This window comes from Vibrio sp. 10N.247.311.12, from assembly GCF_041467515.1.
Taxonomy (GTDB): domain Bacteria; phylum Pseudomonadota; class Gammaproteobacteria; order Enterobacterales; family Vibrionaceae; genus Vibrio; species Vibrio crassostreae_C.
The window spans coordinates 1-13,026 of sequence record NZ_JBFSUV010000029.1; the positions used below are offsets into that span (position 1 = coordinate 1).

The 13,026-nt window shown below is 45.1% G+C and carries 11 protein-coding genes; 7 read left to right on the forward strand and 4 right to left on the reverse strand.

Annotation, left to right across the window (positions count from 1 at the left end):
• Window positions 1-153: 153 nt before the first annotated feature.
• From pfkA to AB6E30_RS13710, 3 genes are all read right to left on the reverse strand, one after another.
• Entirely contained in the window at window positions 154-1,116 is a 963-nt protein-coding gene (gene pfkA, locus AB6E30_RS13700; RefSeq protein ID WP_017061160.1) for a 6-phosphofructokinase, read from the reverse strand.
• Between the two features lie 317 nt (window positions 1,117-1,433).
• Window positions 1,434-2,342, reverse strand: a complete 909-nt coding sequence (fieF, locus tag AB6E30_RS13705) for a CDF family cation-efflux transporter FieF (RefSeq protein ID WP_136977490.1) — start codon at window positions 2,340-2,342, stop codon at window positions 1,434-1,436.
• 164 nt (window positions 2,343-2,506) lie between these two features.
• The gene (locus tag AB6E30_RS13710; protein ID WP_017063671.1) at window positions 2,507-3,016 is read right to left on the reverse strand and encodes a CpxP family protein; all 510 of its coding nucleotides are present in this window, start codon (window positions 3,014-3,016) and stop codon (window positions 2,507-2,509) included.
• 187 nt (window positions 3,017-3,203) lie between these two features.
• Here AB6E30_RS13710 and AB6E30_RS13715 point away from each other — a divergent pair, with 187 nt between their 5' ends.
• The 4 genes from AB6E30_RS13715 to trmL all read left to right on the forward strand — a co-directional run bounded on the left by AB6E30_RS13715 (window position 3,204) and on the right by trmL (window position 6,488).
• Window positions 3,204-3,893 carry a response regulator gene (locus AB6E30_RS13715; protein ID WP_017066566.1) on the forward strand — a complete coding sequence of 230 codons (690 nt, stop codon included), beginning with the start codon at window positions 3,204-3,206 and terminating at the stop codon, window positions 3,891-3,893.
• The gene (cpxA, locus tag AB6E30_RS13720; RefSeq protein ID WP_017068848.1) at window positions 3,893-5,272 is read left to right on the forward strand and encodes an envelope stress sensor histidine kinase CpxA; all 1,380 of its coding nucleotides are present in this window, start codon (window positions 3,893-3,895) and stop codon (window positions 5,270-5,272) included. The genes AB6E30_RS13715 and cpxA overlap by 1 nt, the downstream gene beginning before the upstream one ends.
• A gap of 41 nt (window positions 5,273-5,313) precedes the next feature.
• Window positions 5,314-5,931 carry a superoxide dismutase gene (locus AB6E30_RS13725; protein WP_017066564.1) on the forward strand — a complete coding sequence of 206 codons (618 nt, stop codon included), beginning with the start codon at window positions 5,314-5,316 and terminating at the stop codon, window positions 5,929-5,931.
• 77 nt (window positions 5,932-6,008) lie between these two features.
• Complete coding sequence (trmL, locus tag AB6E30_RS13730; RefSeq protein WP_009844716.1) at window positions 6,009-6,488, forward strand: tRNA (uridine(34)/cytosine(34)/5-carboxymethylaminomethyluridine(34)-2'-O)-methyltransferase TrmL; 480 nt, start codon at window positions 6,009-6,011, stop codon at window positions 6,486-6,488.
• A 189-nt stretch (window positions 6,489-6,677) separates the two neighbouring features.
• On the opposite strand, the gene AB6E30_RS13735 is transcribed toward trmL, so the two are convergent.
• On the reverse strand, window positions 6,678-7,202 hold the full coding sequence (locus AB6E30_RS13735; protein WP_012604974.1) for an FxsA family protein: 525 nt from the start codon (window positions 7,200-7,202) through the stop codon (window positions 6,678-6,680).
• Window positions 7,203-7,486: 284 nt separating this feature from the next.
• On the opposite strand from AB6E30_RS13735, the gene aspA reads away from it, so the two are divergent.
• The 3 genes from aspA to AB6E30_RS13750 all read left to right on the forward strand — a co-directional run bounded on the left by aspA (window position 7,487) and on the right by AB6E30_RS13750 (window position 12,385).
• On the forward strand, window positions 7,487-8,938 hold the full coding sequence (gene aspA, locus AB6E30_RS13740; protein ID WP_372103938.1) for an aspartate ammonia-lyase: 1,452 nt from the start codon (window positions 7,487-7,489) through the stop codon (window positions 8,936-8,938).
• Between the two features lie 180 nt (window positions 8,939-9,118).
• Entirely contained in the window at window positions 9,119-10,426 is a 1,308-nt protein-coding gene (locus tag AB6E30_RS13745) for an anaerobic C4-dicarboxylate transporter (RefSeq protein WP_017061168.1), read from the forward strand.
• Window positions 10,427-10,936: 510 nt separating this feature from the next.
• Window positions 10,937-12,385, forward strand: coding sequence for a YfcC family protein (locus AB6E30_RS13750; RefSeq protein WP_017062726.1), 1,449 nt, complete (start codon window positions 10,937-10,939; stop codon window positions 12,383-12,385).
• The last annotated feature ends 641 nt before the right edge of the window (window positions 12,386-13,026 follow it).

Below are 13,026 nucleotides of genomic sequence, written 5' to 3' on the forward strand. Positions count from 1 at the left end.
TTGAAGATAAAAGCGGCTTTCCCCGGAAAGCCGCGATGAACCTTTTTTATTGCCTGTTGTTTGGGCGGCAGCTTCAAACTCAAACGACAGGCACAAAAAAACCGCTGAAAAATCAGCGGTTTTTAAATTCTTTAAGCGAACGCTAAGCGTGGCTTAGAACAACTCTTCTGCAACGCGGAACAGCTCAGAACGGTCTGGGTTCTGCATGTTCTCGATACAGTCGATGATGTCGTGGTGAACAAGTTCTTCTTTCTCGATACCAACACAACGACCACCGTGGCCTTCTTGAAGAAGGTGAACAGCGTAGTTACCCATGCGTGAAGCCAGTACACGGTCAAATGCAGTAGGACGACCACCACGTTGGATGTGACCAAGAACCGTTGCACGAGTTTCACGACCTGTTGAAGATTCGATCTCTTTAGCCAGTTCGTTAGCATCCATCATTAGCTCAGTTAGAGCGATGATTGCGTGCTTTTTACCCTTCGCAATTCCATCTTGGATATTGCTGATTAGCTGCTCTTTATCTAGACCAGTTTCAGGAGTAATAATGTACTCACACCCACCCGCGATTGCTGACATAAGCGTAAGATCACCACAGTGACGGCCCATGATTTCAACAATAGAAATACGTTGGTGAGAAGAAGACGTGTCGCGTAGACGGTCGATTGAGTCAATAACTGTGTTAAGCGCAGTTAGGTAACCGATTGTGTAGTCAGTACCTGCGATATCGTTATCGATAGTGCCTGGAAGACCGATACATGGGTAACCCATTTCAGTCAGCTTCTTAGCACCCATGTAAGAACCGTCACCACCGATAACAACAAGTGCTTCGATACCGTGCTTCTTAAGGTTCTCAATGCCTTTCTCACGAACAGCAACGTCTTTAAATTCAGGGAAACGTGCAGAACCCAAGAAAGTACCACCACGGTTGATCACGTCAGATACGCTTGAACGGTCAAGCTTTTCGATACGGTCTTCAACAAGGCCTTGGTAGCCATCGTAAATACCGTAAACTTCAATGCCAACTGATAACGCAGTACGAACAACGCCGCGAACTGCTGCGTTCATACCTGGAGCGTCACCACCACTGGTCAAAACACCGATCTTCTTAATCATGCTCACCCTCGATTTTTGGGAATCTATTATTCAATTCTTGTTCTTGCTGATTGTATATCAACAAGATTTTAAATCTATATTTGTGCGTTATGTTACATTTCCTCAACAGGAATAGCACTCAAATCGCGTAAAATTATGTAACATTTCTACTTCTGTAAGAGTATTACAGTTTTACTCAATAACTTTGTTGATTCACATCAGAATCAACATTAATTGTTACTAAGGTGGTTTTTGAATCACCTAACAGTTAATAATTTTTACTCACTTTAGTTCAAAAGCCACTCACTTACCATTTGCCCGCTGATTTTTAGCACGCATTACCACGAGTGGAATTTCTGCTGCTTCTCTGGTCCAAATACGACCGAATACGGGTCTTGGTGAATTAATACATCAGCATCAGGGAACACGGAGATAAGCTTAGCCTCTACTTCGTCAGAAATGCGATGCGCTTCAATAAGTGGGATATTATCTTCCAATTCTAGATGCAGTTGGATGAAGCGTATTGGCCCCGAGCGACGCGTTCGTAATTGATGCACACCCAACACGCCTTCCACGCTCAATGATGTCTCTTTAATCTGTTTCAGCTCATCATCTGGCAGCTTATGATCAAGCAGAGACTGAACCGCTTCCATCGCCATTTGATAAGCGCTGTACAGAATGTAGATACCTATACCCACCGCAAATACAGAGTCCGCTTGGCCAAGCCCAAACCAACTCAATGCCAGTGCCAGCATGATCGCGGCGTTCATATAAAGGTCTGATTGATAGTGCAATGAATCGGCTGCAATAGCTTGGCTACCCGTTTTGTTGACCACATGTTTTTGGAATCGAACCAAACCGAAGGTCATCACCATCGCAAATAAGCTGACATAGATACCAATCTCTGGAGAATTCAGTTCATGAGGTCGGAAGAAGCGCTCAATACCATTGAGAATAAGGAAACATGCAGAGCCTGAAATAAACATTGCCTGCGCTAATGCAGCGAGAGATTCAGCCTTACCATGACCAAAGGTGTGCTCTTTGTCGGCAGGCTGCAGAGAGTAACGAACCACGATAAGGTTAACGACAGAGGCCGCGATATCCAGCATTGAATCCACGACGGAAGCCAACAGACTCACGGAACCTGTCACCCACCAAGCTGCGACTTTCACTATCAATAAAATAGTGGCGATGGTGGTGGCTGCCCAAGCGGCGAGCGTAACTAAACGTGCGTATTCTTGTTTCATAACTTGGCTATAAAGTGACTGATAGCACAAAGTATAACCTGCAAACAACCAATTGAATATGACAGCTATGATGTAAAACATTCATTTTTAAGGATCAAAAAAAGCGGCACTCGGCCGCTTCTTTCTAAACACTTTCATTCAACGCTGATTTTTCAAGCAATGAATTACTTGTCTTTGTTCATGCGTTTTCCCATTTTGTCAGCACACTTAGTCATGCGCTCTTGTTGGATTTCTTTCAGTTGAGTCTTTTGCTCAGCCGTTAGTACGCTCATCATTTGGTGTTGCTTCTTAAGCATTGCTACGCGACGCTCAGTTTGCTTCTCAACCATTTGGCTTGCTAGGTCGTTTGCTGCTGCTTCGTCAAAGTTGTCAGCAAGTACCAATGCTTGAACCTTTTCGTGATGCGCTTTCATTTGCGCCATTTTTGCCGTTTTGTTTGCACCGCGCTTTGCTTTCATCTCAGCACGGTCTGCTTCACGCATCTCTTTTAACTGTTCTTTTTGAGCGTCGGTTAGGTCTAGTTGGCGCATTACTTTTTTATCGAAACCGCCACACTTGTCGTGCATACCTTTGTGGTCACCTTTATCACCACCACCGTAAGCATACGCGCTTGCTGTACCAAAAATAAGTGGAAGTGCCGCAGCTGCTAGTACAAGTTTCTTAGTCATTTTCATAATTGTTGCCTCAATTCGGTATAATAAGTCATGTGTTGCGTCTGTTTCTCAGCGCTTAGATATAGATTAGTCTTTCCCTCGTAAAGTGACGTTTAGAAAGCGTAAAGAATCGTAAAGAGTGAAAGTTGACGAATAATTAGCAGTATTATTAACCTGTAAATAGTAGATAACCGATTAAGGCTTCCCAATGGCGAACATTCTTCTTATTGATGACGACACAGAGTTAACCAGCTTACTTAAAGACATTTTGAGCTTTGAGGGCTTCACTGTCTCCGAAGCCAATGATGGCTATGCCGGGCTTGAAGCGATCAATGATGAGATTGATCTGGTCCTTTTGGATGTGATGATGCCGCGCCTTAATGGCATGGAAACGCTAAAAAAGCTGAGGGAAAATTGGGAAACGCCGGTACTAATGCTGACCGCAAAAGGCGAAGAGATCGACCGTGTGATTGGTCTTGAACTTGGCGCGGATGATTACCTGCCTAAACCTTTCAGTGACCGAGAGTTGTTAGCTCGTATTCGAGCTATCTTGCGTCGTACTCAAACCAACACCGCACCTAAGGCGGCCAGTGATAGAGTTCAATATCAAGACATCGAAGTCTTCCCGGGCAAACAAGAAGCCTACTGCAATGGGGAGCTCATCGACCTCACCACAACCGAGTTCGCCCTACTGAGTCACCTTATCCAAAACCCAGGGCAAGTGATCACCAAAGAAGCATTGAGTTTGGATGTGCTGGGTAAAAGGCTCGCAGCGTTTGACCGCGCGATAGACATGCACATCTCTAATCTACGTAAGAAGATTCCTGAGCGCACTGACGGCAAATCACGTATCAAAACCTTACGAGGCCGTGGCTACTTATTGGTAGAGGAAGATTAATGCGTATACCTAAAATCACCAGCTTATATGGACGTATCTTTGCTATCTTTTGGTTCACCATGTTACTGGTGCTTTTGTCGGTGCTGTCACTTCCCCATTTAGACCCTCGAGTCGCGCGAGATGTGCCCGCAGATCACCTCGATAAACTCGAGCGTATCGCTAAAATCACAGAGAAACGCTACGCCAAAGAACCTAATCTGGGCAAGATTGTCTTCCAACTGGAGGCGCCACGCAGCCGCAAGGATTCTAGAGCTCGCATCTACCTGACCGATCTTGAGGGCGCAGTCCTTACCTCGAAAAGGCATTCAGACTATAAGCTAAAGGCGATTCGTAACTTTGTTACCTCGATTGATAACCCTGAGATACCGAAGCAAAAACTCTACGGACACTACATGGTCGCAGGGCCAGTGCCAATTACTCTCGCTGGTGAAGAGTTGCTGATGTATGCCGGAGTGAAGTGGAACCAACCACCGCCATTCTTACTGCGCCTGTTTGATAGACCTCTGCAGCTATTGCTTGCCGTGATGTTGGCGAGTACCCCGCTATTACTTTGGTTAGCTTGGGCACTGAGTCAACCCGCTCGCAGGCTAGAACGCGCGGCACAACGCGTGGCGAAAGGTCAATTCGAGGTCGATCCAACACTCGAAAAAGGTACTTCAGAGTTCAGACAAGCTGGTGAAAGCTTTAACCAGATGGTAGAAGCGGTAAACCAGATGATCTCCGGGCAACAACGCCTGCTCTCTGATATCTCACACGAGCTCCGCTCGCCACTGACACGTCTTCGCATGGCCAATGCACTGGCGATTCGTAAACAAGGCGAGAGCCAAGAGTTAGAACGCATTGATACCGAAGCACAGCGTTTGGAACAGATGATCAGTGAGCTGCTGACGCTATCTCGTATGCAGGTCGACAGCCATATTACTCGTGAGGTTCAGCCTATCTCGAGCCTATGGGAAGAGATCTTAAAAGACGCAGAGTTTGAAGCCGAACAGATGGGCAAACAACTGACGTTCTCGGAGATCCCAGAACGCTCTATTTCGGGGAACCCTAAACTGCTGATGAGTGCGCTAGACAACATTACACGCAATGCCATCTACTACGGTAAAGACCAAGTGGATGTACAGTTCCATGTGGTTCAAGATCAGCTAACAATTTGCGTCAATGATAATGGTGATGGTGTTCCAGAGGATGAACTCGATTCTATCTTCAGACCTTTTTACCGTGTCTCAACAGCGCGTGACAGAAACTCTGGCGGCACAGGGCTTGGATTAACCATTACTGAAAGTGCGATTCGCCAACACAGCGGAACCATCACCGCAACCCGCAGCCAGCTCGGTGGATTACAACTCGAAATCACCCTGCCTATCTTACCGGTGTAATACCCCCACAAAGATCGCAGTTGATAATGATTGTCATTACCATGTCGCACACTTTCCCTGCTTTACCCTACGCTTACGATGCCCTAGAGCCTTACATTGACGCTAAGACAATGGAAGTGCATTACAGCAAGCACCATAGAACCTACTACGATAAGTTTGTTGCGGCGGTGTCTGGCAGCGAGCTAGAACAGCAATCTCTGACCGAGATCTTCGCCAACATCTCTCAGCACAGCCCGGCTGTTCGTAACAATGGCGGTGGCTACTACAATCACATCTTGTACTGGAACTGCATGTCGCGAGACGGCGGTGGTGAACCTACGGGCGAGCTTGGTGAGGCTATCAAGAGTACCTTCGGTGATTTCGAGACATTCCAAGATCAGTTCGCCCAAGCGGCGATCAATACCTTTGGCTCCGGCTTTGCTTGGCTAGTGGTAGAGCAAGGGCAACTGAAGATCATCTCAACCTCGAACCAAGATAATCCGTGGATGGATACCGTTGTCAGTGATGGCGAACCGATTCTTGCGCTCGATGTTTGGGAACACGCCTACTACATCAGCTACCAAAACCGTCGTCCTGATTACATCAACGCATGGTGGAATGTGGTGAATTGGAAGGCGGTTGCTGAAAACTACGCACAAGCACTCGCGAATAAAGCGTAAGCGAATGGTGGTGAACTGTACTCACTCAGCTTGCCACCGTATACTCGGGCTATCTTTGATTACTCTTGTGAACCAACATGTTTGATATCGCTCTATACGAACCAGAAATTGCACCCAATACGGGTAACATCATCCGCCTATGTGCTAACTGCGGCGCAAACCTGCACCTGATTGAACCGCTTGGCTTTGATTTTGAAGAGAAGAAGGTTCGTCGTGCTGGCTTGGATTACCACGACCTTGCGCGAGTTAAGCGTCACAAGAACCTAGAAGCTTTCCTTGAGTATCTTGAGAATGAACGCGAGGGTGACTTCCGCATCTTTGCCTGCACCACTAAAACGACAGGTCACCACGTTGATGCAAAATTCCAACAAGGTGATGTGTTGATGTTTGGCCCAGAGACTCGCGGGCTGCCTGCTGAATTCATCGAAAGTATGCCAATGGAACAACGCATTCGTATTCCAATGATGCCAGACGCGCGCAGCCTGAACCTGTCTAACGCAGTGGCAATCATTGCTTTTGAAGCATGGCGACAAATGGGTTTTGAAGGCGCGGTATAACCGAACACTCAAGCTTATCTGTTATCTGTTATCTGTTATCTGTTATCTGTTATCTGTTATCGATAGTAAACAGTAAGTAACAGCTAGCGACAGACAATAAAAAAGGCTCTTACCATTATCACTTTCTTGCGAAGGATAAAGGTAAGAGCCTTTTCTGTTTTCCCTCTATATAAAGAGAGAAAAAATTAATTAGTTTAAGCGGTTACGATCGTTGTCGTCGTCTTTCTTCTCAAACTCACCTTCAAAGGTGTTGCCGTCTTTTGATTGGTCAGATGGATCGCGATTGAATGGGTCTTGTCCAAATGGGCTCTGGCCAAAACCAGCTTGTCCACCGGCATGGAAACCACCAGACATGTTGGTCACCACCATTTTTTCCATCATTTTCTTGGCAATCATCGCTCTTGGTGCTGGCAATAATACCAACATACCGAGTGCGTCCGTCATAAAACCCGGAGTCAGCAGCAATACACCGGCAACTGCAAGCATCACGCCTTCAAGAATCTGTTGTGCTGGCATTTCGCCTTGTTGCAAACGACCTTGCACAGACATAAGTGTCTGAATGCCTTGGCTACGAACCAGCGATGCACCCACAAATGCAGTGATCAAAACCAACGCAATAGTTGGCCACAATCCTAAGAAGCCACCAACTTGAATAAATAGCCCAATCTCAATGATGGGTACGAAGATAAATAGTAATAATAAGATAGGAAACACACGCCCTCCTTTGTTACTTGCAGTTTACGCTGAAAGCCCTAACAATCTCAAATTTATCCTGTAAATAAGCGTGTTTATTGACCAAGAATAACTTTGCAAAATATTGACGAAACAAAACCGAAAAAGGTGATCCACTTAATATTTTTATGCGCTAAGTACAGTATCATGTGCCACATAAGTCAGGACGGATTTATCAGCCCAATATTCTAGCGAACGGAGTATTTGCACACAGAATAGGCTAATAACTAACTATATAATCAGAATAATTCTCTAAGGATCCTGTTATGGCTACTCTATCAGAAGCTCAAGTTGATGCTCCTCAAGCTACTCGTCTCGAAGAAGATCTTTTAGGTCAACGTCATGTTCCAGCTGATGCTTACTACGGCATCCACACCCTACGCGCAGTTGAAAACTTCAACATCTCAAATGTAACGATCTCAGATGTACCTGAATTCGTTCGCGGTATGGTGATGACTAAAAAAGCTGCGGCTTTAGCAAACAAAGAGTTAGGTGTAATTCCAAGCGAAGTGGCTAAATACATCATTCAAGCTTGTGACCTAATTCTAGATACTGGCAAGTGTATGGATCAATTCCCATCGGATGTATTCCAAGGTGGTGCAGGTACTTCTGTAAACATGAACGCAAACGAAGTGGTTGCGAACGTGGCACTTGAACTTATGGGCAAAGAAAAAGGTCAATACGAGTTCATCAACCCAAATGACCATGTAAACCGCAGCCAATCGACAAACTGCGCCTACCCAACGGGCTTCCGTATCTCTGTTTACAACAGCGTACTGAAACTGATCGATGCGATTGAATACCTAAAAGGTGCATTCGAACTTAAGAGCCAAGAATTCAACACCATCCTGAAAATGGGTCGTACTCAACTTCAGGATGCAGTTCCAATGACGGTTGGCCAAGAGTTCCACGCTTGGGCGGTAACCATCAATGAAGAAATCAAAAACCTAGAATACACTTCAAAACTACTGCTTGAAGTTAACCTAGGCGCAACAGCTATCGGTACTGGTCTGAACGCAGCACCGGGTTACCAAGGCCTAGCAGTGAAACACCTAGCAGAAGTAACAGGCCTAGAGTGTGTAGCGGCTGAAGATTTAATCGAAGCAACGTCTGACTGTGGCGCATACGTAATGACGCACGGCGCACTTAAGCGTCTAGCAGTTAAGCTATCTAAGATCTGTAACGACTTGCGTCTACTTTCTTCAGGTCCACGTACTGGTTTGAACGAGCTAAACCTACCTGAACTGCAAGCAGGTTCTTCAATCATGCCTGCTAAAGTAAACCCAGTTGTACCTGAAGTAGTAAACCAAGTTTGCTTCAAAGTTCTAGGTAACGACAACACGGTTTCTTTCGCTGCGGAAGGTGGTCAACTTCAACTGAACGTAATGGAACCTGTTATTGCACAAAGCATGTTTGAGTCTCTAGACATTCTGACAAACGCTTGTGTGAACCTGCGCGACAAGTGTGTAGACGGCATTACGGTAAACAAAGAAGTATGTGAAGCGCACGTATTTAACTCTATCGGTATCGTCACTTACCTAAACCCATACATTGGCCACCACGAAGGTGACATTGTTGGTAAGATCTGTGCTGAGACAGGTAAGAGCGTTCGTGATGTGGTTCTAGAGCGCGGTTTATTAACCGAAGAAGAACTTGATGACATTTTCTCTGTTGAAAATTTGATGCATCCTCAGTATAAAGCGAAGCGCTACGAATAAAGTTAGCGAGAAAGGGTTCCAAACGGAGCCCTTTTTTAGGCTCCAATACGGTTAACCATGATTATTTTGTGGATTTCCGTTGGTTGCGCTTTTGCCAAATTGAATCTAAACCATAGAACTATTATGTGAACATTCCAGCGGCGAATGTTCACATAATAAAATCTAAATGAGGTGTTACTTATGATTGCAGTAGAACTGTTTGTCGTCCTGCTCTTTATCTTTTTGGGGGCCAGAATTGGCGGTATCGGTATTGGTTTTGCCGGTGGTGCTGGTGTTATTGCCCTTTCACTTATTCTTGGCGTTCCAACAAGCCAATCTTTCATCCCGATCGACGTAATCTTGATCATCATGTCAGTTATCACCGCAATTGCTGCAATGCAAGTTGCTGGCGGTATGGACTGGTTGGTACAAATTGCCGAAAACTTTTTGCGTAAACACCCTGAACGCATCACCTTTTACGCGCCGATTGTGACCTTTGTAATGACATTAATGGCGGGTACTGGTCACACAGCATTCTCTACGCTTCCTGTTATTGCAGAAGTAGCGAAAGGCCAAGGTGTTCGTCCTTCTCGTCCACTGTCTATCGCAGTTGTCGCTTCTCAAATTGCTATCACAGCTTCGCCAATCTCGGCTGCAGTTGTGGCTTTCGCAGCAATGTTGGCACCATTTGGTGTTGATTACCTAACGCTATTGATGGTTTGTATCCCAACAACCTTCATCGCTTGTATGGTTGGTGCGGTTGTTGCTAACTACATGGGTAGCGAATTGAAAGACGATCCTGTTTATCAAGAACGTCTAGAGAAAGGTCTAATCAAGCTAGCAACAGAAGAGAAACGCGAAATTCTACCTACAGCGAAGAAAGCAACGTACATCTTCCTAGCTGCAATTGGTTTCGTGGTTTGTTACGCAGCGGCTATCTCTAGCTCTGTTGGCCTAATTGAAAACCCGGCGCTAGGTCGTAACGAAGCGATCATGTCTGTAATGCTGGCAGCAGCAGCGGCTATCGTGATGTTCACTAAGATTGATGCAGCGAAGATTTCTTCAGCACCAACGTTCCGTTCTGGTATGACGGCATGTGTATGTGTACTTGGTGTGGCTTGGTTAGGTTCAACGTTTGTAAACGCACACGTTGCTGAAATCAAAGACGTAGCAGGCGCTCTACTGGCTGACTACCCATGGATGCTGGCTCTTGTTCTGTTCTTCGCTTCTATGCTGCTTTACTCTCAAGGCGCAACAACAGTTGCACTGATGCCTGCAGCACTAGCGATTGGCGTAGCACCACTAACAGCCGTTGCTTCTTTTGCTGCGGTAAGTGCGCTGTTCGTACTTCCAACTTACCCTACGCTACTAGCAGCGGTTGAGATGGATGACACAGGCTCAACGCGTATCGGTAACTACGTATTCAACCACCCATTCTTCATTCCAGGTGTGGTAACAATCAGTACTGCGGTAGCACTCGGCTTCGCATTCGGCGGTCTGTTTATCTAACATTCGCTGGTGATTGAACATTTAAAAGGAAGCTTCGGCTTCCTTTTTTGTTTTCTGCTCAATGTGTTATTTGATACGCATCAAATAACCATTATAAACTTTAAAAGCCGCCTAAAAATAAAGTTTGAATAAAATTCCAAGATTATTCTGCCTAATCATAAACAACACCTACCAAATCAATCTCCTTCCACTTCCAGTTAATCCAAAACGAATATTAATCCAAGCTAACTAACCAAAAAACCTTGACGATTTTCTGCCATTTTTTAGCCCTTTTATTAGCCATTATTTTTGTGAACAGCACCAAACTTAAATACCGGAGTAAGGAATAAAATAACCGCAGCTAAATTAAATCTAACTTCATTTGGATTAGTAAATATAAAAACAACCTTAATTTAAAGTCAGCAACTTTATATCGTTGAGTGCTTTATAAGTGTCCGTGTATTTACAATCTATAAATCATTAGTCGCTAATTCACATCACTTCTATTTAAGATGATGTAAGGAGATAGCCATGACAACTCAAACGATACCAAGCGAGAAAAAAAAGGGCGGCTTCTTTGCCAACTTTAAATTCCCTTCTGCCTACACCATTCTATTTATTCTGATTGCGTTCGTTGCACTGCTTACCTGGATTGTTCCAGCAGGCCAATACGACCGTGCAATGAATGAAGAGCTAGGCCGAGAAGTACCCGTAACCGGAACCTATCAAGCGGTAGAAGGTAACCCTCAAGGCGTGATTGATGTACTGCTCGCGCCTATTGACGGCTTCTATGACCACAATAGCTATGAAGCGGCGGCTATCGACGTTTCGCTGTTCATCTTAATCATTGGTGGCTTCTTAGGGCTAGTAACCAAAACGGGTGCCATTGATGCCGGTATCGAGCGCGTCACCGCCCGCTTAGAAGGGCGAGAAGAGTTGATGATACCAATACTGATGGCGCTATTTGCCGCAGGTGGTACCGTCTACGGCATGGCGGAAGAATCACTGCCCTTCTATACATTGCTAGTGCCGGTAATGATGGCAGCTCGCTTTGACCCTCTTGTTGCCGCTGCGACCGTACTGCTTGGTGCAGGTATTGGGGTGCTGGGTTCAACGATTAACCCATTCGCAACCGTGATCGCTGCCAACGCCTCTGGTATTCCATTTACAGACGGTATCGTGTTGCGCATTGCGATGTTGATTATTGGTTGGGGTATTTGTGTTGCCTACGTAATGCGTTACGCAAGAATGGTTCAAGCCGATCCAACAACATCAATTGTCTACGACAAATACGAAGAGAACAAAGCGCACTTCTTAGGTAATGCGAGCGGCGAAAAACTTGAATTCACCGCGACTCGCAAACTGATTCTGACCATTTTTGGTGGCTCGTTCGCTGTAATGATTTATGGTGTATCCGTTGCTGGATGGTGGATGGCTGAGATCTCAGCGATGTTCTTAGCAGCAACCATCATCGTTGGTATTGTGGCTCGCATGAGCGAAGAAGAGTTTACCACCAGCTTCATTGATGGTGCCCGCGACCTACTTGGCGTTGCGCTCATCATAGGTATTGCACGTGGTATCGTAGTGGTGATGGACCGCGGTATGATCACCGATACCATTCTCTTCTCAGCAGAACAGATGGTAACGGGGCTTTCTTCGGTTATCTTCATTAACGTGATGTTCTTCTTAGAGATTCTACTGTCGTTCTTAGTGCCATCGACCTCTGGCTTAGCGGTACTGACCATGCCAATCATGGCACCACTGGCCGACTTTGCTGGCGTAGGTCGTGACTTGGTTATCACTGCGTACCAATCTGCATCTGGCTTGGTGAACCTAATCACCCCAACCTCCGCGGTGGTGATGGGTGGTTTGGCGATTGCTCGTGTCCCTTACGTGCGCTGGGTTAAATGGGTGATGCCACTAGTCGGTATATTGATGGTGTTCTGCATTGTTGTACTGAGTATTGGTGCGCTGATCTAACTAACAGCACTTCACTCCTTTCTCATCCAAAGCCGCTTCTCACAGCGGCTTTTTTATTGTTCCCTCTCAATGTAACCCTCTGCCACTGAAACAGCTCCTCAAAGCCATACACGCGATATTCAAGGTTCTTCTGTTCGTAGCCAAGCTCAACCAAACTCAAAGCACTCGCAATAGAAGAATCAATCCTACTTTTAAACATCTAATTTTCTTGATGAAATAACACTCTATTTTCAACCATGATGTTTAAACAAATAGTTAGTCACTTATTAGCGTTAATTATATTTAAAGTAATTAATAGCCTAATAAACAGACGAGGATTAATGCCCTTTTCTATCAAAAAACACACTTAAACAGCCGATTTTAAAATGTGATCGCAACAGCTTTATTCGCATTTATTTTGTTAATAAACAATTAATTCCACATCCAAAATTAAATATCTAAATAAAAACACTGCATACTTCCAAGCTAAGTACACTCTTATCAATAAAACTATTCTGCATATAATCCCTCGTAAATTAGATTCTAGTAAGTTTCGTCAAAAAAGCGTGCATAAAGTTCCCTAACTGCTAACTATTTAGAATGTATTATTCATAACTGAAAGTGCATAAAGTTTGTTAAAACCCTTAATTTTAAAGGGCTGC

What these genes read in the sequence shown, in the direction of transcription:
- AB6E30_RS13745 (WP_017061168.1), top strand. Translation starts at nt 9,119, where the DNA reads ATGATTGCAGTAGAACTGTTTGTCGTCCTGCTCTTTATCTTTTTGGGG.
- aspA (WP_372103938.1), top strand. Translation starts at nt 7,487, where the DNA reads ATGGCTACTCTATCAGAAGCTCAAGTTGATGCTCCTCAAGCTACTCGT.
- pfkA (WP_017061160.1), bottom strand. Translation starts at nt 1,116, where the DNA reads ATGATTAAGAAGATCGGTGTTTTGACCAGTGGTGGTGACGCTCCAGGT.
- AB6E30_RS13750 (WP_017062726.1), top strand. Translation starts at nt 10,937, where the DNA reads ATGACAACTCAAACGATACCAAGCGAGAAAAAAAAGGGCGGCTTCTTT.
- AB6E30_RS13710 (WP_017063671.1), bottom strand. Translation starts at nt 3,016, where the DNA reads ATGAAAATGACTAAGAAACTTGTACTAGCAGCTGCGGCACTTCCACTT.
- AB6E30_RS13725 (WP_017066564.1), top strand. Translation starts at nt 5,314, where the DNA reads ATGTCGCACACTTTCCCTGCTTTACCCTACGCTTACGATGCCCTAGAG.
- cpxA (WP_017068848.1), top strand. Translation starts at nt 3,893, where the DNA reads ATGCGTATACCTAAAATCACCAGCTTATATGGACGTATCTTTGCTATC.
- fieF (WP_136977490.1), bottom strand. Translation starts at nt 2,342, where the DNA reads ATGAAACAAGAATACGCACGTTTAGTTACGCTCGCCGCTTGGGCAGCC.
- AB6E30_RS13715 (WP_017066566.1), top strand. Translation starts at nt 3,204, where the DNA reads ATGGCGAACATTCTTCTTATTGATGACGACACAGAGTTAACCAGCTTA.
- trmL (WP_009844716.1), top strand. Translation starts at nt 6,009, where the DNA reads ATGTTTGATATCGCTCTATACGAACCAGAAATTGCACCCAATACGGGT.